Source organism: Pseudomonas sp. BR20 (assembly GCF_050780135.1).
GTDB lineage: Bacteria > Pseudomonadota > Gammaproteobacteria > Pseudomonadales > Pseudomonadaceae > Aquipseudomonas.
On sequence record NZ_CP172012.1, the window covers coordinates 1284406 to 1306623 of the forward strand.

Here is a 22218-nt window from a genome sequence, read left to right on the forward strand (position 1 = left end):
AGTGTAGAGCCCTGGAAATAAGTCGAGGGAAATTCGGGTAAGCGGGTCAGCTGCCTTTGCCGTCGCGCATCATCGATGCGTCAAATTAACGCAGGCGAGCGCTGCGATACAGAGTGTAACAAGATAATGACTGTTGCCAAAATCGCAACAGTGATGCTGAAGGCCATGTGAGAGGTGTCTAGACCGGCAAGGTAATGCCGAAGGTATTGCCACTGACGTCGCTGCGCACGAACACATCGCCGCCATGCATCAGCGCAATCGCCTTGACGATCGCCAGCCCCAAACCGTGATTCGCCCCGCTGTTGCTGCGCGACGCATCCACCCGATAGAAGCGTTCGAACAACCGTGGCAGGTGTTCGCTGGCAATCACCTCGCCAGGGTTGGTCACGCCGATCGCTACCTGATGCTCCTGCACATCGATGTTCACGTCGATCACCTGCCCGGGCGCGGTGTGCTGCACCGCGTTGCTCAGCAGGTTGATCAGGGCGCGGCGCAGGTGGGCTTTTTCGATCTGCACCTGGGCGTCGCCGTGGACCAGCACCCGGACCTGGGCGTCTTCGAGGATGAAGTCCAGGTAGTCGAGGGTGGTGGCGACCTCGTCGGCCAATGAGCTTTCAATCAGCTTGGTGGCCTTGCTGCCCTGGTCGGCGCTGGCGAGGAACAGCATATCGTTGATGATCGAACGCAGGCGTTCCAGTTCCTCGAGGTTGGATTGCAGCACCTCGAAGTAGTGCTCGGCCGAACGCCCGCGCGTCAGGGCGACCTGGGTCTGGCCGATCAGGTTGGTCAGCGGCGAACGCAGTTCGTGGGCGACGTCGGCGTTGAACGACTCCAGTCGCGAGTAAGCCTGTTCCACGCGGTCCAGGGTGGCGTTGAATGAGTTGACGAACTGACTCAGCTCCGGCGGCAGCGGCGACAGTTGCAGGCGCCCGGAGAGCTTCGGCGGCGCCAGCTTCTGTGCTTCATCCGAAAGTTTGCTCAGCGGCTTGAGGCCAATGCGCGAAACCCAGAACCCCAGCAGCGAGGCCAGCACCACGCCGACCAGCGCCAGGCTGACCAGCGCCACCAGCAGATGGTGCTGGGTGGCACGGAAGTTTTCGGTGTCGATGGCGATCATGAAACGCAACGGCGGGCGTAGGTCCTTGGCAGGGAACTGGCTCACCAGCACTTTGAGCGGGTAGTCGCGCCCCGGCAGGCGCAGATCGCGCTTACCCGTTGGGCCTTCGGCGAAGGCGCGGATCTGCGCATCGGGGTTGCCATACTCGTAGTTCGGATCGCTGCTGACGACCCAGAAGCGAATACGCTTGTCTTCCTCACCCAATAATTTGAGCTTGGCTTGAATCTTCACCCAATGGTCCGGTGTGCCGAAGCGGTTAACGGAGGATTCCAACACGCTGTAGCGCGCATCCAACTCCGCCCCGGGTAGCAAGCCCAGGCTGCGGTCTACCTGCTGATACAGCGCGCCGCCGATCAACAGGAATATCAGCGCCGCCACCAAGGTGAACATGCTGCTGAGGCGCAGGGCAATGGAGTTAGCCGACACTGCGATTCTCCAGTACATAACCCATGCCGCGAATGGTGTGCAGCAGCTTGTGTTCGAACGGCCCGTCAAGCTTGGCGCGCAGGCGCTTGATCGCCACTTCCACGACGTTGGCGTCGCTGTCGAAATTGATGTCCCAGACCATCTCCGCAATGGATGTCTTGGAGAGGATCTCGCCCTGGCGCCGCGCCAATACGCTGAGCAGCGAGAACTCTTTGGCGGTCAAGTCCAGGCGCTGGCCATTGCGGCTGGCCTTGCGGCTGATCAGGTCGATCCACAGGTCGGCCACGGTCACTTGCACCGGCTCGTGGCCGCCGCTGCGGCGGGTCAGGGCTTGCAGGCGCGCCACCAGTTCAAGGAATGAAAACGGTTTGCCGAGGTAATCGTCGGCGCCTTCGCGTAGCCCGCGGATACGGTCTTCCACGCGCTCACGGGCGGTGAGCATGATCACCGGCGTCTGCTTGCGCGCACGTAATGCGCGCAACACGCCAAAGCCGTCGAGGCCGGGCAGCATCACGTCGAGCACGATCACCGCGTAATCGTTCTCCAGCGCCAGGTGCAGGCCCTCGACGCCCTCGCGCGCCACGTCGACGGCGTAGCCTTGCTCCGTCAGCCCACGGTGCAGGTAGTCGGCGGTTTTTTCTTCATCTTCAACAATCAGTACGCGCATGAGCCTTTTGCTCCAGGGCGGTGCCTTGGCCTCAGTGTGTGGTCGCCAGCTCGGCAGCCGGTTTGGGCCGGTGGAAAAATTTCTCAAGGTACAAGTATATGACCGGTGTGGTGAACAGCGTCAGCGCCTGGCTCACCAGCAAGCCGCCGACCACCGCAATGCCCAGGGGCTGGCGCATTTCCGCGCCGGGGCCGGCGCCGAGCATCAGCGGTACCGCACCGAGCAGGGCGGCGAGGGTGGTCATGATGATCGGGCGGAAACGCGTGACGCAGGCTTCGTAGATCGCATCTTCCGGCGACATGCCCCTGACGCGCTGGGCCTCCAGGGCAAAGTCGATCATCAGGATGCCGTTCTTCTTCACGATGCCGATCAACAGCACCAGGCCGATCAGCGCCATGATCGAAAAGTCCTGGCCCATCAGCGACAGCATGATCAGCGCGCCCAACCCCGCCGAGGGCAAGGTGGAGATAATCGTCAGCGGGTGCACGAAGCTCTCATACAACACACCCAGAATGATGTAGACCGCCACCAGCGCCGCGAGGATCAGCCAGGGCTGGCTGGCCAGCGAACTCTGGAACGCCTGGGCCGCGCCCTGGAAGTTGCCGATGATGGTGGTCGGCATGCCGATTTCATTCTTGGCCTGGTTGAGCATGATCACCGCGTCGCCCAGCGCCACACCGGGTGCCAGGTTGAACGACAAGTTGGCGGCGGGGAACATGCCGTCATGGCTGATGGACAAGGGCCCCACGGTCGGCGGGTCGACCTTGGCCACCGCCGACAACGGCACCATCTCGTTGGTCAACGGCGAGCGCAGGTAGAAGTAGTTCAGGCTTTCGGCCTTGCCGCGCTGTTGGGTGTCCAGCTCCAGCACTACCTGATACTGGTTGATCTCGGTCTGGAACTCGTTGATCTGGCGCTGACCGAAAGCGTCGTACAGCGCCTGGTCGACATCGGTGGCGGTCAGGCCAAAGCGCGCGGCCGCCTGACGGTCGATGCTGATATGGGTGATGCTGCCGCCCAGTTGCAGGTCGTTGGACAGGTCGCGAAACGCCGGGTTGGCGCGCAGTTTTTCGGTCAGGCGCTGGGTCCAGGTGTTGAGTGTCGGGCCGTCATTGCTCTTGAGCACGTACTGGTACTGGGCACGGCTGGGGCCGGAGCTGAGGTTGATGTCCTGGCCGGCGCGCAGGTACAGCACGATGCCCGGCACTTTTGCGAGCTTGGGTCGGATGCGGTCGATAAACTGGCTCGCGGACACGTCGCGATCACCCCGGTCTTTCAAGGCGATCCAGAAGCGGCCGTTGGCGATGGTCTGGTTGCTGCCGGTCACGCCCACCGAATGGGAAAACGCCTGCACCGCCGGGTCATCCTTGACGATCTCGGCCAGGGCCTTGTGCTTGGCCACCATGTCCGGGTACGACACATCGGCAGCCGCTTCGCTGGTGCCGAGCACAAAGCCGGTGTCCTGTACCGGAAAGAAGCCCTTGGGGATAAACACGTAGCCGACCACGGCCAGGGCCAGGGTCACCACGAAAATGGCGGCCATGGTGCGTTGATGGGCCAGCGCGCGGCGCAGGTTGCGCGCATAACCGGCCAGCAGGCGCTCGCTGAAGCCGGGTTTATCGTGGGCGGGATGGGTCGGGGCACGCATGAACAGCGCCGCCAATGTCGGCGCCAGGGTCAACGAGACCACCACCGAAATCAGGATGGTCGAGGTGGCCGTCAGCGCGAATTCCTTGAACAACCGTCCGACCACACCGCCCATGAACAGCAGCGGAATAAACGCCGCCACCAGCGAGAAGCTGATGGACACCACGGTAAAGCCAATCTCGCCGGCGCCCTTGATCGCCGCTTCGCGCTTGTCGAGCCCCGCCTCAAGGTGGCGGTGAATGTTCTCCACCACCACGATGGCATCGTCCACCACAAAGCCCACGGCGATCACGATCGCCACCAGGGTCAGGTTGTTCAGGCTGAAGCCCATCAAGTACATCAGCGCAAAGCTGGCGACCAGCGACACGCCGAGCACGCTGGACACAATCAGCGTCGCCGACAACTGGCGCAGGAACAGCGCCATCACCGCCACCACCAGCAGGATGGCGATCAGCAGGGTCACTTCCACTTCATGCAGGGACGCGCGGATGGTCTTGGTGCGGTCAGACAATACGCTGACCTGCACCGAGGCCGGCAGCATGCCTTGCAGGCGCGGCAGCTCGGCCTGGATGCGGTCCACCGTCTCGACAATGTTGGCGCCTGGCTGGCGCGAAATCACCAGGTTGACCCCCGGAGTGTCGCCGGACCAGGCCTGCACGTAGGCGTTTTCCGAACCATTGATGACTTTGGCAATATCGCGCAGTTGCACCGGTGCGCCGTCCTTGTAGGACACGATCAACTGCGCGTAGTCCTCCGGATGGAACAGTTGGTCGTTGGTCGACAGGGTCGACACGCTGTTTTCGCCGTAGATCGCACCCTTGGCCAGGTTGAGGCTCGATTGCTGGATGGCCAGGCGTATATCGGCCAGGGTCAGGCCGATGGCCGCGAGTTTGTCGGGGGAGGCCTGCACGCGGATCGCCGGGCGTTGCTGGCCGGTGATGTTGATCTGGCCGACGCCGTCGATCTGGCTGATCTGCCGCGCCAGCAGGGTTTCCACATAGTCACTCAGTTCGGTGCTGGGCATGCTGTCGGAGCTGACACTGAGGATGAGTACCGGGCTGTCCGCCGGGTTGACCTTCTTCCAGGTGGGCAGGCTTGGCATGTCGCTGGGCAGCTTGCCGGATGCGGTGTTGATCGCCGCCTGCACTTCTTGCGCGGCGGTGTCGATGCTCTTGTCGAGGGTGAACTGCAGCGTCAACAGGCTTGAGCCCAAGGCACTGCTGGAGGTCATCTGGGTCATGCCGGGGATGGCGCTGAACTGCACTTCCAGCGGCGTCGCCACCGAGGAGGCCATGGTATCCGGGCTGGCGCCGGGCAATTGTGCGGTGACCTGGATCGTCGGAAATTCCGCCTCCGGCAGCGGCGCGATGGCCAGGCGCGGGAAGGCAATGATCCCGAGCAGCACCAGGGCGAAGGTCAGCAGCAGGGTGGCGACCGGGTGGTCGACGCACCAGGCTGACGGCGAGCGGCTCATGGCTGCACCTTGGCGTCGACGGTCTGGATCACCTGCGGGGGTTCCTTGAGCACCTCCACCTGGGCACCGGCCTTGAGCCGCGACTGGCCATCACTGACCAGCACGTCACCGGCCTGCACGCCCTTGATGATGTTCACGTCGCTGTTTTGATAGGTGACTTGCACCGGCACCACCTCAACCTTGTCGCCATTGACCCGGTACACGAAGTGCGAATCCAGGCCGCGTTGCACCACGGTCGGCGGCACCACCAAGGCATTTTTGTCGAGGGCCGTCTGGATCTTGATCGTCACCAGTTGCCCCGGCCACAGGCGTTGCGAGGCGTTGTTGAACTCGGCCTTGGCGCGCAGGGTGCCGGTGGTGGAGCTGATCTGGTTGTCGATCAGGCTCAAGTGGCCTTCTCCCAGTAAATCACCGGTCTGGCCGTCGGTGTCGGCACCCAGGTAGGCGTCGACGCTGGCCTGGGTAGGTGCGGCGATCAGGCCTTGCAGGGTCGGCAGCATCTGTTGCGGCAGAGAGAACTCAACGGCAATCGGGTCGATCTGGGTCACGGAGAACAGGCCCTGGGTATCGCTGGTGCGCAGGAAGTTGCCTTCATCCACATTGCGAATACCGACGCGGCCACTGACGGGTGAGCGAATCTGGGTGTAGGAAAGCTGTACCTGGGCCGCATCGATCGCGGCCTGGTTACCTTGGGCGGTGGCCTTGAGTTGGTTGACCAGCGCTTGTTGCTGGTCGTAGGTCTGCTTGGACACGCCGTCGTCGACGCTCAATTCCTTGTAGCGCTTGAGGTTGACCAGCGCCACCTGCAACTGCGCCTGGCTCTCGCCCAGCTGTGCCTTGGCCTGGTCGAGGCTGGCGCGGATCGAGCGATCATCGATTCTGGCCAGCAAGTCGCCGGCCTTGACCAACTGGCCTTCCTTGACCAGCAATTGGGTGAGAATGCCGTCGACTTGCGGGCGAATGACCACGCTGTGCAAGGACAACACCGTGCCGATGCCGCTGACAAAGCGTGGAATGTCCTGCTGCGCTACGCTCACCGCCCGCACCGGGATCGCGGTCGGTGCCGCCAGTCTGGCCTTGGCTGGGCGGGTCAGCGCCCAGGCTGCAACTGCCACGACCACGAGGACACCCACGATCAGGGCAGTTTTTCGTTGAATGTGCATGGGTGAGGCGCCGGGGCAAAGGATGGGGAGAGTGAGCGGTCTTTATAGCCCTTCAACCCGGTCAGCACGGTGACGGCTAACTGACAGCGCTGTCAGCAAACTCCGACCATTCGTACAGGTGGTGGTTAAAGATCTGAAGCTCGCAGGTATACTGCGCGCCAGTGTGGCCCGCAAGCCGGCCTCGCATCATTTTTTGCACGCTCCGGAGCTTTCATGACTTCCCCGACACAACCCCCTGTTGAAGCGACCGACATCGTCGATCCGGCCAACGCCGAAGGCGTTGAAAAAGCCGAGATCCCGGCGTTCAAGTTTCCGTTCAAGCCGGGTGAGCTGGCTGGGGCCAGGAATGCGGCCCAACCGTGGTACAAAAACGGCGCCAAGAACGGCCATACCAAGTCGCCAGGCATGGCACCGCCGGGTACGCGTCGTTCGATGGGTAAACGCTGAGGTTAACAAGTCGCACGTTGTGTCGACTATTGCCTACAGTTTCTGCTGAAATTTCTGATTGTAGGTCTACGACCGTTTCTTGAAAGCTTGCACAGCCTTTGCTCTGCCCCAGTGGTTTCAGGGGGGAGCGGGGTGATGCTGGTCTTTCCGGAAAAGGACGTCTCCCTTGGCCCTGATACACATTTGTGTAGTGCTTGCCCTGTTGCTTTTGGCTGATGCCTCTGCGGCTGATGATCAACCACGTCGCGAAATCCGTTTTGCTGTTGCCGCCCAATTCCCCCCCTTCCAGAGCCGCGACCCGCAAGGGCAGTTGATAGGCTTGAATATCGAGCTGGGCAACGCCCTGTGCGTGCAGTTGAATGCACGCTGCATCTGGGTCGACCAGGTGCTTGCCGAAGACTTCACCTCCCTTGAAGCCAGAAAATTCGACGCAATCATGGGGATGGCACCTACGTCGCAACGGCGGCGCTGGGTGAGCTTCACCGATAACCTCTACCCCTTCACCACGCGTCTGGTGGCCCGCAGCACGTCAGGCTTGCAGCCGCGTGCAAAGTCGCTCAAGGGCAAGCGCGTCGGCGTGTTGCTGGGGAGCAATCGTGAGGCTTTTGCGCGGTCGGCGTGGGTACCCAAGGGCGTCATCGTCAAGAGTTTCTGGCTCAATAGTGAGCTGGTCCGCAGCCTAATAGCCGACGAAATTGACGCGACCCTGCAAGGCACCGTCGAAATTCGTGAAGCTCTGCTCGACACTGAAGACGGTCAGGATTTCGACTTCGTCGGCCCTGCCATTTCGTCGACGTTACTGGGTGATGGCGTGGCCATCGCGGTGCGCAAGCCCGACACGGCATTGCGCAACGAACTCAACTGCGCCCTTGAACAGCTGAAGCAGAATGGCGAGTACCAGCGGATCATCCAGCCCTACCGCCTTGACGCCGTTCCTGCCGAGCAGTGATCGACCGCCGCGCGATGTGGCCAGTGAGGTTTAGGCGGCCCGCAGCGAAATAAACGCATAGTTGGCCGGCACCTCGGTGGCAATCTGCGCGCCGGCGTCCAGCAACTGCTCGGCGATGTCCATCCCCGATACATGAAACACCCATTCATTGGCCACGGCAGGCCGGTCGACTGCCCGCTCAATCGCCTGGGCAAATGCGCCCATGTCCGGCAGGTAGGCGGTAAACCCATCCCCCTTGAGCGCCGTGGTGCGAATGCCGAGCAACGCGCACACGGCCTCCTTGGTCTGCACGTCGTCTCGGTCGGCCTGGCGTGAGCGCTGGATCAGTTCCACCAGTTCCTGATCGATCAATTCACCACCGACGATCAACGCCGGGCCCTGTTCCCAGGATTCCGGCGGGCAATCTTTGGCGGCGGGGCTGAGCGGGATATGCGGGTTGATCTCCATCGGGTAGATGCGGCACACCAACGGGCGACGCTCATAGATGCGGCACAGGTTGTCTGCGTCAAGATTCCGGCAGCGCCCGACGTTATAGGCGGCAAAGGTGATGGCCACAAACGCCTCGGTGTTGCCGCTGGGTACCACCACCGAACGGCGCTCGGCATGTTCGCGCTGCTGCTGAGGCAGGCCCAGGCCATTTCCGAGGAAACCCTCTACCAGAACAATGACGTTACCGCCGTCCGCCGCCCACATACGGGCTTCCGCGAGGGTCAGGGGGACGTGATGGTCGGTGCAGCATTTGCCGCAGCCGACGCAGGAAAAATGGGTGTTCATGGCGGATCTGTCACCAGGCTATGTCAGAGGGTACGCAATAACGGTGACGGGTTTTTACCTCTGTCCACCGTTGTACTGCTCTGGAAGCAAGTTATGCGCCAGCGCCTGTCAGTCGTCGGCGACCACATCCCGCAGCACAAAGACCATGCCCGCGCTTTCGTACAGTTGTCGCGCACGCAGATTGCTCTCCAGCACCTTGAGGTCGACATAGGGTTCGCCGCGCTGCTTGAACACCTGGAAGCAGTGCAGCAACAACGCCCGGCCCAAGCCCTGGCCTTGAGCGCAAGGATGCACGGACAGGTTCTTGATAAACGCGCTGGTCCAGCACTGCGCCACACCGAGAATGCCATCGCCGTTGCTGGCCACCAGGCATAGCGTAGGATCGAATTCGGCATCGCTGACGAACAGATGCTGCCAGGCTTTCAGATGGGGAACGCGGCCACCACCTTGTTCCTGGGTCATGCGCAGCACCGCATGGATCGCCGGGGCCCGCTCGTCGCGGTAATGATCCAACTGTGTATGGGCCGGCCATTGCGGCGCAGGCAGGCTGCCGGTGAGGTCGCGGCGCAGCAGTTGGAAATACTCCGCCACCGGTTACAGCCCCTGTTGCGCCACGGTCTGGGCGGCGACCACCAGGCACTTGGTCAGTTCGGGCGAGGAGAACTTGGTCAGCACGGCGTTGGCACCGGCCAGGCGCGCCTTTTCGCTGTTCATCGCGCTGTCCAGGGAGGTGTGCAGCAACACGTAAAGATCCTGGAAGTCCGGGGTTTCGCGCAGGGTGCGGGTCAGGGCATAACCATCCATTTCGGACATCTCGATGTCCGACACCACCACATTGATCTGCGCGGCCGTGCCTTGCAGTTCCAGCAGCACATCGATGGCTTCCTTGGCGCTGCGCGCGGTGTGGCAGGTCAGGCCGAGGTTGCGCAGGGTGTGCACCGACTGCTGCAAGGCGACCTGGCTGTCATCCACCACCAGGATCCGCGCATTGCCGAGCACTTCCGCCTCTTCCATGGTCAGGTCGGTGGGCGCCGCTTCAATCGGCGCCGGGGCGATACCGTGGATGACTTTTTCGATGTCCAGCACCTGCACCAGCCCGCCTTCCACCTGGGTCACCCCGGTGATGAACGCCCGGTTGCCGCCGGAGCCGTAGGGTGGCGGGCGGATATCGGTGGTCAGGCAGTGCACGATCTTGCTCACGGCCTGCACATGCAGGCCCTGCTTGGAACGGCTCACGTCGGTGACGATCAGGCAGCCGCCGTCCGGGTCTTCCAGGGGCATTTCCCCCAGGGCGCGACTCAGGTCGATCACCGCCAACGAATTGCCTCGTAGGGTGGCGATGCCTTTGACGTGCGGATGGGACTCCGGAAGCTTCGTCAGCGGCGGGCAAGGGATGATTTCACTGACTTTCAGCAGGTTGATGGCCATGAGTTTGCCGCTGCGCAAGGTAAAGAGCAGAAGCGAGAGTGAGTCTGCGCGGGCTTTGGTGGTGGACATAAAAACCTTCTGTGGATCAGGGATGACGAACTTCTATTGAAGGTTATCGACTCGGGAGAGCCAGGCTTTAACCCGATTTTGTGTCGGGTTGGGCCCGTCTCAGCCCTTCCACACCTGCGGGTTCACCAGATCCTGCGGACGCTGGCCCAGCAGGGCGCTGCGCAGGTTGTCCAACGCGCGGTTGGCCATGGCTTCGCGGGTTTCATGGGTCGCCGAGCCGATGTGCGGCAGGGTCACCGCATTGCTCAACTGGAACAGTGGCGACTCGGCCAACGGCTCCTGTTCATACACATCCAGCCCGGCGCCGCGAATGGTCTGGTTTTGCAGGGCCTGGATCAGCGCCGGTTCGTCGACCACCGGACCACGGGAGATATTGATCAGAATCGCGCTGGACTTCATCAGCCCCAATTCGCGGGTGCTGATCAGGTGGCGGGTCTTGTCGCTCAACGGCACCACCAGGCACACGAAATCCGCCTCGGCCAGCAACTGGTCCAGGCTGCGGAACTGCGCGCCCAGTTCCTGTTCCAGCGCGGTCTTGCGGCTGTTGCCGCTGTACAGGATCGGCATATTGAAACCCAGGCGCCCGCGACGGGCCACGGCTGCGCCGATGTTACCCATGCCGACGATGCCGAGGGTCTTGCCATGCACGTCACAGCCAAACAGCGGCGCGCCGACGCTGGCTTTCCATTGGCCGGCCTTGGTCCAGGCGTCCAGCTCGGCCACCCGGCGTGCGCTGCTCATCAGCAGGGCGAAGGCCAGGTCGGCGGTGCTTTCGGTGAGTACGTCCGGGGTGTTGGTGAGCATGATCCCGCGCTCGTTGAAGTACGGCACGTCGTAGTTGTCGTAGCCCACCGACACACTGGACACCACCTCCAGCTTGCTCGCGCCTTCAAGTTGCGCGCGGCCCAGCTTGCGACCCACGCCGATCAAACCGTGGGCGTGGGGCAGGGCTTCATTGAATTGAGCGTTGATATCGCCCAGCTTGGGGTTGGGCGCGATTACGTCGAAATCCTGTTGCAGGCGTTCGATCATTTCCGGGGTGACACGGCTGAAGGCGAGAACAGTCTTTTTCATTGCAGGCGGGCTCATCGACTACGGAAGAATGCCAAGCAAGCTAACATTCCTTGCCACTGTTGTCAGGACACTGCAGACCTAAAGTGGGCAGGGAAAAATGTGGGAGGGGGCTTGCTCCCGATAGCGGTGCGTCAGTCGCCAGATGTATTGACCGATCCACTGCCATCGGGGGCAAGCCCACTCCCACATTTGACCTGTATCGCCTGGTAGAAATCAGTTCGCCAGCCGCGCACCGCTCAGGCTGCCGCTCAACTCATACGCCACCAGCTCTGCCTGGTGCGCCGCCAGGATCTCAGGCAGCGAGCCGCGCAGGTATTCCACCCAGGTCTTGATCTTCGCATCCAGGTACTGGCGCGAGGGGTAGATGGCGTACAGGTTCAGTTCCTGGGAACGGTAGGTGGGCATGACCCGCACCAATGTGCCGTTGCGCAGGCCTTCGATGGCCGCATACACCGGCAACAGGCCGACGCCCATGCCGCTGGTGATCGCGGTTTTCATCGCGTCGGCCGAGTTGACCAGGAACGGCGATGTATTGATCGCCACGCTCTCCTGGCCTTCGGGGCCGTTGAAGGTCCACTTGTCCAACTGGATCACCGGGCTGACCAGGCGCAGGCAGGCGTGGTTGAGCAAGTCCTGGGGACGTTGCGCGCAGCCCTTGGCCTTGACGTAGTCCGGCGAGGCGCAGGCGATGCTGTAGGTGATGCCCAGGCGTTGGGAGACGAAGCCCGAGTCCGGCAGTTCGCTGGCCAGCACGATGGACACGTCGTAGCCCTCGTCCAACAGGTCCGGCACGCGGTTGGCCAGGGTCAGGTCGAAGGTCACGTCCGGGTGGGTGCGGCGGTAGCGGGCAATTGCGTCGATGACGAAATGCTGGCCGATGCCGGTCATGGTGTGCACTTTCAGCTGCCCGGCGGGGCGAGCGTGGGCATCGCTGGCTTCGGCTTCGGCTTCTTCGACGTAGGCCAGGATCTGCTCGCAGCGCAGCAGGTAGCGTTTACCTGCCTCGGTGAGGGCTATGCGGCGGGTGGTGCGGTTGAGCAAGCGGGTTTGCAGATGGGCCTCAAGGTTGGAGACCGCGCGCGAGACGTTGGCGGTGGTGGTGTCCAGTTGCGCGGCGGCGGCGGTGAAGCTGCCGGCTTCGGCCACGCAACTGAAGGCGCGCATGTTTTGCAAAGTGTCCATGGAGAGTTCTCAGGGGAGATGCCAAATTGTGACATGAAGTTGCGCGCAGGTGTGCATCCGCTGGGCGCGCTCCGCCTGGACATTGCTGGCGCAGGCTCAGGATAAGGTCCAGGCCTGACTGACTTTCGCCTCATAGTGCGGCAGGTATTCCCGCAGCAGGTGATTGAATGCCTCCCGTGCACTGGCGCGGTGTTCGGCGGTAGGCGCTTCAAGGGCGGCGTTGGCCTGCCGGGTCAGGTCTTCAGCCGCCCGTTCGAGTGCCGGGCTGATGCGTTTGATCGCGTCGAGATCGGCCGCCAGCGTTGTACCGTGTGACGGCCGGCCGAGGGCGTCGAGTAACGCGTGAAAGTCATCGGCGTGGCGCTGTACATAATTGTCCCAACCCGGCTTCTCATCAGGGTTTCCCAGATAGCGGCGAGCGATGGGTAAAACATGATCCAGCGAGTCGGTGCCCAGTCGTTCGGTACCCAAGGTTTGCCGTGTGCGCAGAGACTGCACATCAATGCCGCTGAACTGTTCAACGGGCTTGGGCAGTCCCAGGTTGCGCTGTTTGTTCATCGTATGGCGCGTGAGTAATACCACGGGTTCGCCGTGCTTGATTTTTACCAGCACATGGGTAGACGAAGGTCTGGCAGGATCGAGCAGCGATTCACTGATCGAACGGACCAGCTTTTCCCAGTCGAACGCCTGGTCTCCGATGGATGACAATGCGTGCCGCAGCGTTTTTTGTACCACCGCCACGGACTTGAGCGCTGCGATGTCGATCGTCAGGTAATCGCCACTCAGATGCGGGTCATCACTCTTGCGATGGCTGAATTCGATGGACACCCCTTTACCGCCTGCCTCGGCCCGTGACGAAGCCGTGACCCCTGCTGAGCCTGACAGTGTTTGCGCCTGGGCTGTCAGCGTGTAGGTCCTTAACGCTTCGGGGCGAAGCAGCACAGGGTTGCGCTGGATCAGCGCGCGTATTTCGCGGTCCAGGTGCGTGTCCAGGCGTGAGTCGGTCTTGAGCAGTACATACCGTTCCAGCAGTGACCTGGCCTGTCGGTTGCTTGTGTGCAGGGCGGCGTTCAACTTGGACGCCGGCACGGGCTTGCTGACGCTCCGGGTGAATTGCCGGCTGCTGGAAATGACATGGTTTTTCATGTCATTCAACAGGGCCGTGGGGCTGTCATCGGGACGCTTGAGAGAGACCAGTTGCTGCTTCGCCAGCACCGTGGACATTTCGTGCAAGCCGAGAATATCCAGTGCTTTATGTTGCCGGGTGCGCTGCAAAGTGAGTTCGATCGTGGTGTGCACATTCAGGAAATTGAAGAAGTCGACCGCCACCTTGCCTCGCATAGTCAGGGCGATGCCCCTTTCGGTCATGACTGGTTGGGAGGGGGGATGCAGGCAGGGCAGTTCAACGTCGACCAGGTCTGCGCGGGCAAGCGTATCCCTGACATAGGGTTGGCTCTGTGCTGAGTAAGCGCAGTGCCTTTGCAGGTTGCAGCTGTCACTCACCAGGTTGCGCAAGTTATTGGCGGTGCGCCCGATGCTCTCGCTCAGCGACGTGCGTACAGAATGGCTGCGGGCATCGGCGTAGTGCTCCAGGCTCGAGTACTCGCGAGACGATACATAGCCAAGGCCAAGTTGGGCGCGAGACCGGGACTCGCTCGGTTGTGACAGCGTTGATTTCAATTTGCCCTGCAGGGCAATGATGCGCGTGCTCTTGATCCGCTGATCTGCCGTGGTTGCCAAGCGAGAGTCGGCAGCCAGATGCGGCCCGGCACTGATCTGTCGCGTCGATTCCAGGGCAATGTCGTAGCCGATATGACGATGGTTGATCCGTTCGCCGCCGTCGCGGATATAGCTCAGCGACTGCAGCAGATTGTGCGTCAGGCGCTGGTGGTTGCCCTCGCTGACGGCTGCGCGAAACTGCCATTTGAGCGCACGACACAGTGTGTAATCGGCCTCGATGTCCGGGTTTTGACGAGATCGATGACGGCTGAGCACGTGTTCGGCCTTTTTGAAAAATGCGTACAAGTCAGGTAACGCCTCAACCGACACTTCCAGGCTTGGAGGGCCGTTGGACAGTCTGTGGTGGAGCGCCTCTATTGCCAACTGGTCGCGAGGGTAGCCTGCAAGAGGGGTGAGCTTTTCCAGAATCTTGTCGGCGATCCAGCGCACATCCCTTTGTAGAGGCAGCATCCCGGGACGCAGAGCCACAGGATCGAGGTGCAGCTGCCTGCGCAGAGCATCGACGCTCTCTTGTGTCGACAACCGCGTATTGAGGGCTGAAAGCATGAGGCGCTCCGGGGGCAGTCGGCTGACTACTCTGGTGCGCGGTTACGCGGATCGATGTAGGGCAAGTATGCAGATGCCTGGATAAATATCCGAACCACACGCCCGTCGAACCGGGATTGTCGCTGGAACGGTAATAAAGAATCACAGGAATACCTGCTTATCGTCCTCCGTGCCGCCGCCTAGAATTGCGCCACCTCTCCCTGCAACACCACCTCAGGAATTCGTTCGCCGTGCCGCGTCGCATCAACAGAGAGCTGAAGGCTCTCAGTGTTTGGGCTTTATCGTTAGCAATCAGCGGCTGCATCGGAACCGGAGGAATCGCCCCCCAAGGCCAGGCCCTCAATGCCACTACCCTGGCCACCGACGAAGCGATCCGCAGCGCCGCCCAGGACGCCCACTGGCCCACCGCACAATGGTGGCAGGCCTATGGCGACCCTCAGCTCAACCGCTGGGTCGAACTCGCCACCCAAAGCAGCCCAAGCATGGCCATGGCCGCCGCACGAGTGCGGGAAGCGCGCGCCATGGCCGGGGTTGCCGAGTCGGCCGAGTCGCTGCAGATCAACGGTGATACCACCCTCAAACGCCACAATTGGCCCAAGGATCAGTTCTACGGCCCGGGTGAATTGAGCGGTGCCAACACCTGGGACAACAATGCGTCCCTGGGTTTGAGCTACGCCCTCGACCTGTGGGGCCGCGAAAGCAACGCCACCGAGCGTGCCGTCGACCTGGCCCACATGAGCGCGGCCGAAGCCCGCCAGGCCCAGCTTGAGCTGCAGAACAACGTGGTGCGCGCCTATATCCAGCTGTCGCTGCATTACGCCAACCGCGATATCGTCGCGGCGACCCTGGCCCAGCAACAGCAGATCCTTGACCTGGCCAACAAACGCCTGGACGCCGGCATCGGCACCCATTTCGACGTGAGCCAGGCCGAAACACCGCTGCCGGAAACCCATCGCCAATTGGATGCCCTGGACGAAGAAATCGCCCTGAGCCGTAACCAGTTGGCGGCGTTGGCCGGCAAGGGGCCGGGGGAGGGCGCGACGTTGCAACGTCCGACGCTGTCCCTTGCCGCACCGCTGAAACTGCCCTCGAGCCTGCCCGCGCAATTGCTCGGCCAACGCCCGGATGTGGTTGCCAGCCGTTGGCAGGTCGCGGCGCAAGCCCGTGGCATCGATGTCGCCCACGCCGGTTTCTACCCTAACGTCGACCTGGTCGGCAGCCTCGGCTACATGGCCACCGGCGGCGGCATGCTGGCGTTTCTCGCCGGCAAGAAATTCAACTACACCGTCGGCCCGGCGATCAGCTTGCCGATCTTCGACGGCGGTCGCCTGCGTGCCGAGCTGGGTGAGGCCAGCGCCGGCTATGACATCGCCGTGGCGCACTACAACCAGACCCTGGTCAATGCGCTCAAGGGCATCAGCGACCAGTTGATCCGCCGCGAGTCCATGGACAAGCAAGCTTCGTTTGCCGCGCAGTCGGTGGCCTCGGCGCAAAAGACCTACGACATCGCGATGATCGCCTACCAGCGCGGCCTGACCGATTACCTCAATGTGCTCAATGCCCAGACCCTGCTGTTTCGCCAACAACAGATCGAGCAACAGGTACAGGCCGCGCGGCTTGGCGCCCATGCCGAACTGGTGACCGCACTGGGTGGCGGCCTCGACGCCGGCAAAGACGTACCGCAAGACGCCAAGACCCTCCCGAGCAAGACCCCGGCGGCGCTTGCCGTGTTTGACCACTGAGTAGGATTTAATGACTCCCTTGCCTGCACCGCTGCGCTGGCTGCATTCCCTTGAGTGGCGCCGTGGTTTTTTTGACTGGGCACGCAGCGACGGCGTGACCTGGGTGTACATCTTCAAGGTGCTGATCGCCGCGTTCCTCACGCTGTGGCTGGCGATGCGCCTGGAACTGCCGCAACCGCGCACCGCGATGATCACCGTATTTATCGTGATGCAACCCCAGAGCGGCCAGGTGTTCGCCAAGAGCTTCTATCGTTTCCTCGGCACCCTGGCGGGGTCGGCGGTGATGGTGTTGTTGATCGCGTTGTTTGCGCAGAACACCGAGTTGTTCCTGGGGGCGCTGGCGATCTGGGTCGGCATTTGCACCGCTGGCGCGACACGCAACCGTAACTTTCGCGCCTACGGCTTCGTGCTCGCGGGGTATACGGCAGCGATGGTCGGCCTGCCGGCCCTGGCCCATCCGGATGGCGCCTTTATGGCGGCGGTATGGCGGGTGCTGGAAATCTCCCTGGGGATCCTGTGTTCCACCCTGGTCAGCGCGGCGATCCTGCCGCAGACGTCCAGTGCCGCGATGCGCAACGCGCTCTATCAGCGTTTTGGTGTGTTCGCGTTGTTTGTCACCGACGGCCTGCGTGGGCGCAGCCAGCGTGAAGGGTTCGAGGCCAGCAACGTGCGCTTTATCGCCGAGGCCGTGGGCCTGGAAGGGCTGCGCAGCCTCACGGTGTTCGAAGACCCGCACATGCGCCGGCGCAACGGTCGGCTCAGTCGCCTCAACAGCGAGTTCATGAGTATCACCACGCGTTTCAATGCCTTGCACCAGTTGCTCGAACGCCTGCGCAGGGACTCCGCGGATCATGTGGTGGCGGCGATCAAACCGGGCCTGCAGGACCTGGCCGAAGTGCTCGACGGCTTTTCCGGTCGTGCCCTCACCAGCCCCGATGCCGCGCGGTTGGTCAACCAACTCAGTGCCTACAAGGACAGCCTGCCCGCCAAAGTGCGCAGCCTGCGTGCGACCTTCCAGGAGGGCAGCCCGAGTGAAGCCGAACAGCTGGATTTTCACACCGCTTATGAACTGCTCTACCGCTTCGTCGATGACCTGCACAACTACGCGCTAACCCATGCATCCCTGGCTGATCACAGCCATGCACGGGAGCAATGGGACGAAACCTTCAGCCCGAAAACCAACTGGCTGGCCTGCGCCGCCTCGGGGATTCGCGCGTCGTTCATCCTGATTGTGCTGGGCAGCTATTGGGTGGCCACGGCCTGGCCCAGCGGCGCCACCATGACCTTGATCGCCGCCGCAACCGTCGGCTTGTCCGCCGCCACACCCAACCCCAAGCGCATGGCGTTCCAGATGGCCTGCGGCACCTTGATCGGCGCGTTGGTGGGCTTTGTCGACATGTTCTTCGTGTTCCCGTGGATCGACGGCTTCCCGCTGTTGTGCGTGATGCTTGCGCCGGTGATCATCCTCGGTGCTTTCCTCGCCTCACGCCCGCAATACGCCGGGGTTGGCGTGGGCTTGCTGATTTTCTTCAGCACCGGCTCGGTGCCGGACAACCTCACGGTCTACAACCCCTACACCTTTATCAACGACTACATCGCCATGATCATTGGCATGCTGGTGTGCGCGGCGGCGGGGGCGATCATCCTGCCGCCCAACAGCCGCTGGCTGTGGCGCCGCCTGGAGCAGGACCTGCGCGAGCAGGTGGTGTATGCCATCAGCGGCAAGCTCAAGGGGTTGGCGTCGAGTTTCGAAAGCCGCACCCGTGACCTGCTGCACCAGGCCTACGGCCTCGCTGTCGGCCAGCCGCAAGTGCAACGCGACTTGCTGCGCTGGATGTTTGTGGTGCTGGAAGTCGGTCACGCGATCATCGAGTTGCGCAAGGAACAGGCGATCCTGCCGGTGCATCCGGCCTATGCCGAATCCCAGCCCTGGCGCCAGGCGATCCGGGTGATGGGCCGCTCGTTGGTGCGACTGTTCCTGCAACCCAGCGCCAGCAACCTGGAGCGTGGCCTGATCGCCGTCGACCACGCGATCAGCCGCGTGCAGGCCACCGACGAACCCTTCGCCCCACACTTCGACACCTCGGCCCTGCGCCGGGTGAAAAGCTACCTGCACTTTATCCGCACCTCGTTGCTGGACCCGCAATCACCGCTGGCGGCCCTCAAAGGAATCCCGAATGCCTCGTGAAATCGCATTCCACGGCATCTATATGCCGACCATGACTCTCATGTTCCTGATCGCGGCCGTGCTGGCCTGGGCCCTGGACCGCTTTCTGGCCGGGTTCGACCTGTACCGTTTTTTCTGGCACCCGGCGTTGCTGCGCCTGAGCCTGTTCGTTTGCCTGTTCGGCGCCCTGGCGCTGACCGTCTACCGTTGAGAATGCCCCGATGAAAAAGTTTTTCAGCCTGCTCGCGACCTTGCTGGTACTGGCTTTGGCGATCTGGATTGGCCGCACGTTGTGGGTGCACTACATGGAAACGCCGTGGACCCGCGACGGCCGGGTGCGCGCCGACATCATCAACGTGGCCGCCGACGTCACCGGCGAAGTGGTCGACGTGCCGGTGCGCGATAACCAGTTGGTGAAAAAGGGCGACCTGCTGATGCAGATCGACCCCGAGCACTACCGCATCGCGGTCAAGCAGGCGCAGTCCCTGGTCGCCTCGCGCAAAGCCACCTGGGAAATGCGCAAGGTCAACGCCCACCGCCGCGCCGACCTCGACGCCCTGGTGATCTCCAAGGAAAACCGCGACGACGCCAGCAACATCGCCGACTCGGCCCTGGCGGATTACCAGCACGCGCTGGCGCAACTCGAAGCGGCCGAACTCAACTTGAAACGCACCCAGGTCGTGGCGGCGGTGGACGGCTACGTCACCAATCTCAACGTGCATCGCGGCGACTACGCACGCATCGGCGAAGCCAAGATGGCCGTGGTCGATATGAACTCGTTCTGGGTCTATGGCTTCTTCGAAGAAACCAAGTTGCCCCATGTGAAGGTGGGTGACAAAGCCGACATGCAGCTGATGAGCGGCGAGACGTTGAAGGGGCACGTAGAAAGCATCTCGCGCGGCATCTACGACCGCGACAACCCGGAGAGTCGTGAGCTGATCGCCGATGTGAACCCGACCTTCAACTGGGTGCGCCTGGCCCAGCGGGTGCCGGTGCGGATTCACATTGATGAAGTGCCGGAGGGGGTGCTGTTGGCAGCGGGGATTACCTGCACGGTGATCGTTAACCAAACGCCTAACTGAAATGTGGGAGGGGGCTTGCTCCCGATTGCGGAGTATCAGTCACTTGATACGTTGACTGAATCACCGCAATCGGGAGCAAGCCCCCTCCCACATTTGACCGAGTCAGGCCTTGATAAATGTTTCATGCAGATGACGCCACAGCAGCGCACCGCTGGCCTGCTTTTCAAACACTACCGTGGCGCGACGATCTGTCTGGGTGCCGCTGGCATCGATCTGATGCTCGCGATAAGTCACCGTGGCCCCGCGTGCATGCCGGTCAATCCCGGTCATTTCACTCAAGGTGATTTTCAACCCGGAGCGCATGCCGCCCAGGCGAGTGAACAGGGCATTGACCCCGGCTGCATTGACGCGTGCGCCGGTAGCGGGGGCGATCATGCTGAATTCGGGAGAGAAGCGGGCAAGTAGATTTTGCAGAGTGCCTTCGGGGGCGCTCCCGGAAAACCATTGTTCGATCTCGACGTGGGTCTGGATCACTTCTTCAAAAAAATCGCTGTAGTCGATCATTTACAAACTCCCATTCAAACCAAAGCGTTTTTTCAACACGGCTTCCAATAATCCCTTGGGCAACAACGCCGCCATCAACGGCAACGCCCGGCTGCCATTGCCCGAACGCAACAGGCGCGGCGGCTGTGGTTGTTGCACCGCCTTGAGCACATCCGCTGCAAACACGCCGGCCGGGGTGGGCTTGTCCTGAGAGGCCTGGCTGCGTGCGCGAATGCCCTCGCGCAATGGCCACCACGGCGATTTTTCGTTGATCAACAGCTCGGCCTGGGCGCCGGCATTTTTTGCAAAGCTTGTATCGATGGCGCCGGGCTGCACTTCCATCACTCGGATACCAAAGGGTGCCAGCTCCATGCGCAATGCATCACTCAACGCATGCACCGCCGCCTTGGAGGCGCAGTAGGCGCCGGCAAACGGCGTGACCAGTACGCCGGAAACGCTGCCGATATTCACCACCAGGCCTTTGCTGCGGCGCAGGTGCGGGAACAGCGTCTGGGTCACGCCGACGATGGAAAATACATTGGTCTCGAACTGGCGCTGCATCGCTTCGGTGCCGCCATCGAGCAGCGGGCCCATGGCGCCGTAGCCGGCATTGTTGACCAGCACATCCAGCTCGCCCAGTTGTTCGGCCAGGCGCTGTAACGCCGCACTGTCGTTGACGTCGAGTTCGACTGCATTGAAACCCGCGGCGGCGAGGGCGGTGACGTCTTCCGGGCGGCGGGCGCTGGCCCACACGTTGAAACCGGCGGATTTGAAGGCATCGGCCAGGGCGCGGCCAATACCGCTGGAGCAACCGGTGATGAGTACGTTGGGCATGGATCAGTCCTTTGTCAGTCCGAGAAACTGCCTTGCAGGTGCTCGGCACGAAATTCCAGGGTTTGCGGGCGGTAGCCGGGGCGCAGCGGCGGGGTGGGCAGGCAATCGTCCCAGGTGGCACCGGCCTGCAACTCGCCGGGGCCGCGATAGCGTGGAGCGGCGTAGACGTTGTCGGCCAGGTTGACGGTGTCGCCCGGTGCATAGGCGGCGACGCGCCAGCGCAGTTCGGTGAGGGGCACGTCGTTGCCGTTGTTCAGGGTCAGCTTGAGCGGTCGGTCGGCCGGGCATTCCTGCGGGGCGTAGGTGATGCGCAGTTCCAGGCGCGCCAGTTGTGAGGCTTCACGGTTGTCCAGCCAGACCACCCAAACGGCTACGCAACCCAGGCCAGCCAAGGCGGCGAGGGAAACCGGAAGGGCTTTGGCCGGGTAGCGCAGCAGGAGGATCAGCCAGGTGATGATCAGCAAAACACCGAAGAACATAACAACAACCTCGCACAGGGATAAAACATCCTACTCGCGGGTTAACCCGGTTGCCTATCGTGGGGGGCTTTTTCCTCGTAGGCAGTTATACATCCGACGATACTGGGAACTGATTTGAATAGTTTTCCACAGAGTTTGTGCAAGGAGGCTTGGCTGATCCATGAGGGAGCTCAACCTCACACTTATACCAGGTGAACTATTTTATGAACGTTTCAGACGCTGCTGTAAGCCTGTCCACCCCCCTCAATGTATCCGCTTCCGCAGCGGCACCCAGTCACTCGGCAAACGTCACTCAAGCGGGTGCCGACCCCAGCGAATCGCGCTCGGGACCTCGTATGCAAAGTCTGGGGCTCACTAGCTTGAAGCAAACTGTACTGCAAGGTATCAACCATCAGGTCCGTTCGCATTTTTTGCCATCCATGGCGCTTCACATCAATGATTCGACTAAAGATAAAGCTTTTGGGGCAGTCTTGGCGGTGGGTGGTGCGGCGGCAAAAGTGGCCGGTAAACAGCTGGCAGGCTCGGGTGGCGTTTCCTCGAAAGTCGCAGGTTCGGTTCTTATGTGGGGGGGCAAAGCTGCCGAGAAAATTGGCAAGAACACCTACAAAAATGCTGAACCCAAAGAAGATGGCAACTATAACGCCTTTGCCCCGCGTAACTGGGCTCGTTAAAAACCAGGCATGACAGCATGCCCTGGTTCGTCGGTACGCTTTGACGGGCATTGAACG

20 protein-coding genes are annotated in these 22218 nt (G+C 62.0%); 7 read left to right on the top strand and 13 right to left on the bottom strand.

Translation table 11 applies throughout. The features are described 5' to 3' along the window. Positions 1–178: 178 nt before the first annotated feature. From ACHPFG_RS05755 to ACHPFG_RS05770, 4 genes are read right to left on the bottom strand one after another with little or no spacing between them, the layout of a single operon-like run. Entirely contained in the window at positions 179–1543 is a 1365-nt protein-coding gene (locus tag ACHPFG_RS05755; RefSeq protein ID WP_431701802.1) for a heavy metal sensor histidine kinase, read from the bottom strand. After that, entirely contained in the window at positions 1533–2210 is a 678-nt protein-coding gene (locus ACHPFG_RS05760) for a heavy metal response regulator transcription factor (RefSeq protein WP_145335295.1), read from the bottom strand. The genes ACHPFG_RS05755 and ACHPFG_RS05760 overlap by 11 nt, the downstream gene beginning before the upstream one ends. A 31-nt stretch (positions 2211–2241) precedes the next feature. Then, a complete protein-coding gene (locus ACHPFG_RS05765) occupies positions 2242–5331 on the bottom strand; it encodes a multidrug efflux RND transporter permease subunit (protein WP_431701803.1) in 3090 nt (1029 codons plus the stop codon). Then, complete coding sequence (locus ACHPFG_RS05770) at positions 5328–6494, bottom strand: efflux RND transporter periplasmic adaptor subunit (protein WP_431701804.1); 1167 nt, start codon at positions 6492–6494, stop codon at positions 5328–5330. The genes ACHPFG_RS05765 and ACHPFG_RS05770 overlap by 4 nt, the downstream gene beginning before the upstream one ends. 213 nt (positions 6495–6707) lie before the next feature. Between ACHPFG_RS05770 and ACHPFG_RS05775 the strand changes: the two genes are divergently transcribed. Together ACHPFG_RS05775 and ACHPFG_RS05780 are read left to right on the top strand one after the other, a co-directional pair. Continuing rightward, on the top strand, positions 6708–6941 hold the full coding sequence (locus ACHPFG_RS05775; protein ID WP_131698374.1) for a hypothetical protein: 234 nt from the start codon (positions 6708–6710) through the stop codon (positions 6939–6941). Positions 6942–7107: 166 nt separating this feature from the next. Continuing rightward, on the top strand, positions 7108–7890 hold the full coding sequence (locus tag ACHPFG_RS05780; protein ID WP_259242171.1) for a transporter substrate-binding domain-containing protein: 783 nt from the start codon (positions 7108–7110) through the stop codon (positions 7888–7890). A 30-nt stretch (positions 7891–7920) separates the two neighbouring features. Here the strand turns inward: ACHPFG_RS05780 and ACHPFG_RS05785 are convergent, their stop codons facing one another. The 6 genes from ACHPFG_RS05785 to ACHPFG_RS05810 form a co-directional block, all read right to left on the bottom strand. After that, a complete protein-coding gene (locus ACHPFG_RS05785; protein ID WP_431701805.1) occupies positions 7921–8664 on the bottom strand; it encodes a YkgJ family cysteine cluster protein in 744 nt (247 codons plus the stop codon). A gap of 108 nt (positions 8665–8772) precedes the next feature. After that, positions 8773–9255, bottom strand: coding sequence for a GNAT family N-acetyltransferase (locus tag ACHPFG_RS05790; protein ID WP_431701806.1), 483 nt, complete (start codon positions 9253–9255; stop codon positions 8773–8775). A gap of 3 nt (positions 9256–9258) precedes the next feature. Beyond that, positions 9259–10161, bottom strand: coding sequence for a chemotaxis protein CheV (locus ACHPFG_RS05795; protein WP_053131401.1), 903 nt, complete (start codon positions 10159–10161; stop codon positions 9259–9261). A 99-nt stretch (positions 10162–10260) separates the two neighbouring features. After that, a complete protein-coding gene (locus ACHPFG_RS05800) occupies positions 10261–11235 on the bottom strand; it encodes a 2-hydroxyacid dehydrogenase (RefSeq protein ID WP_090409267.1) in 975 nt (324 codons plus the stop codon). 213 nt (positions 11236–11448) lie between these two features. Further along, the gene (locus ACHPFG_RS05805; protein ID WP_027604744.1) at positions 11449–12417 is read right to left on the bottom strand and encodes a LysR family transcriptional regulator; all 969 of its coding nucleotides are present in this window, start codon (positions 12415–12417) and stop codon (positions 11449–11451) included. Positions 12418–12513: 96 nt separating this feature from the next. After that, positions 12514–14703 (bottom strand): hypothetical protein, encoded by a 2190-nt coding sequence (locus ACHPFG_RS05810; protein ID WP_431701807.1) that lies wholly within the window; start codon positions 14701–14703, stop codon positions 12514–12516. Between the two features lie 230 nt (positions 14704–14933). On the opposite strand from ACHPFG_RS05810, the gene ACHPFG_RS05815 reads away from it, so the two are divergent. The 4 genes from ACHPFG_RS05815 to ACHPFG_RS05830 are packed head-to-tail and all read left to right on the top strand — an operon-like array spanning position 14934 to position 19694. Next, positions 14934–16445, top strand: a complete 1512-nt coding sequence (locus ACHPFG_RS05815; protein WP_431701808.1) for an efflux transporter outer membrane subunit — start codon at positions 14934–14936, stop codon at positions 16443–16445. Positions 16446–16455: 10 nt separating this feature from the next. Beyond that, entirely contained in the window at positions 16456–18633 is a 2178-nt protein-coding gene (locus ACHPFG_RS05820; protein WP_431701809.1) for an FUSC family protein, read from the top strand. Beyond that, positions 18623–18823, top strand: a complete 201-nt coding sequence (locus tag ACHPFG_RS05825; protein WP_017738673.1) for a DUF1656 domain-containing protein — start codon at positions 18623–18625, stop codon at positions 18821–18823. Before ACHPFG_RS05820 ends, ACHPFG_RS05825 begins: the two co-directional genes overlap by 11 nt. Before the next feature lie 10 nt (positions 18824–18833). Then, the gene (locus tag ACHPFG_RS05830; protein WP_259192211.1) at positions 18834–19694 is read left to right on the top strand and encodes an efflux RND transporter periplasmic adaptor subunit; all 861 of its coding nucleotides are present in this window, start codon (positions 18834–18836) and stop codon (positions 19692–19694) included. A gap of 102 nt (positions 19695–19796) precedes the next feature. On the opposite strand, the gene ACHPFG_RS05835 is transcribed toward ACHPFG_RS05830, so the two are convergent. From ACHPFG_RS05835 to ACHPFG_RS05845, 3 genes are read right to left on the bottom strand one after another with little or no spacing between them, the layout of a single operon-like run. Then, positions 19797–20198: a DUF4440 domain-containing protein gene (locus tag ACHPFG_RS05835; protein ID WP_431701811.1), complete on the bottom strand. Its 402-nt coding sequence runs from the start codon at positions 20196–20198 to the stop codon at positions 19797–19799. Then, a complete protein-coding gene (locus tag ACHPFG_RS05840) occupies positions 20199–21011 on the bottom strand; it encodes an SDR family oxidoreductase (RefSeq protein WP_431701812.1) in 813 nt (270 codons plus the stop codon). It lies immediately after the preceding gene. Positions 21012–21025: 14 nt separating this feature from the next. Further along, on the bottom strand, positions 21026–21490 hold the full coding sequence (locus ACHPFG_RS05845; RefSeq protein WP_431701813.1) for a multidrug transporter: 465 nt from the start codon (positions 21488–21490) through the stop codon (positions 21026–21028). A gap of 203 nt (positions 21491–21693) precedes the next feature. Here ACHPFG_RS05845 and ACHPFG_RS05850 point away from each other — a divergent pair, with 203 nt between their 5' ends. Continuing rightward, the gene (locus ACHPFG_RS05850; RefSeq protein WP_431701814.1) at positions 21694–22161 is read left to right on the top strand and encodes a hypothetical protein; all 468 of its coding nucleotides are present in this window, start codon (positions 21694–21696) and stop codon (positions 22159–22161) included. Positions 22162–22218 lie beyond the last annotated feature (57 nt).

Coding starts and splice junctions, on each gene's coding strand:
- ACHPFG_RS05760 (WP_145335295.1), bottom strand. CDS start 2,210: ATGCGCGTACTGATTGTTGAAGATGAAGAAAAAACCGCCGACTACCTG.
- ACHPFG_RS05765 (WP_431701803.1), bottom strand. CDS start 5,331: ATGAGCCGCTCGCCGTCAGCCTGGTGCGTCGACCACCCGGTCGCCACC.
- ACHPFG_RS05770 (WP_431701804.1), bottom strand. CDS start 6,494: ATGCACATTCAACGAAAAACTGCCCTGATCGTGGGTGTCCTCGTGGTC.
- ACHPFG_RS05775 (WP_131698374.1), top strand. CDS start 6,708: ATGACTTCCCCGACACAACCCCCTGTTGAAGCGACCGACATCGTCGAT.
- ACHPFG_RS05785 (WP_431701805.1), bottom strand. CDS start 8,664: ATGAACACCCATTTTTCCTGCGTCGGCTGCGGCAAATGCTGCACCGAC.
- ACHPFG_RS05795 (WP_053131401.1), bottom strand. CDS start 10,161: ATGTCCACCACCAAAGCCCGCGCAGACTCACTCTCGCTTCTGCTCTTT.
- ACHPFG_RS05800 (WP_090409267.1), bottom strand. CDS start 11,235: ATGAAAAAGACTGTTCTCGCCTTCAGCCGTGTCACCCCGGAAATGATC.
- ACHPFG_RS05805 (WP_027604744.1), bottom strand. CDS start 12,417: ATGGACACTTTGCAAAACATGCGCGCCTTCAGTTGCGTGGCCGAAGCC.
- ACHPFG_RS05810 (WP_431701807.1), bottom strand. CDS start 14,703: ATGCTTTCAGCCCTCAATACGCGGTTGTCGACACAAGAGAGCGTCGAT.
- ACHPFG_RS05820 (WP_431701809.1), top strand. CDS start 16,456: ATGACTCCCTTGCCTGCACCGCTGCGCTGGCTGCATTCCCTTGAGTGG.
- ACHPFG_RS05825 (WP_017738673.1), top strand. CDS start 18,623: ATGCCTCGTGAAATCGCATTCCACGGCATCTATATGCCGACCATGACT.
- ACHPFG_RS05830 (WP_259192211.1), top strand. CDS start 18,834: ATGAAAAAGTTTTTCAGCCTGCTCGCGACCTTGCTGGTACTGGCTTTG.
- ACHPFG_RS05835 (WP_431701811.1), bottom strand. CDS start 20,198: ATGATCGACTACAGCGATTTTTTTGAAGAAGTGATCCAGACCCACGTC.
- ACHPFG_RS05840 (WP_431701812.1), bottom strand. CDS start 21,011: ATGCCCAACGTACTCATCACCGGTTGCTCCAGCGGTATTGGCCGCGCC.
- ACHPFG_RS05845 (WP_431701813.1), bottom strand. CDS start 21,490: ATGTTCTTCGGTGTTTTGCTGATCATCACCTGGCTGATCCTCCTGCTG.
- ACHPFG_RS05850 (WP_431701814.1), top strand. CDS start 21,694: ATGAACGTTTCAGACGCTGCTGTAAGCCTGTCCACCCCCCTCAATGTA.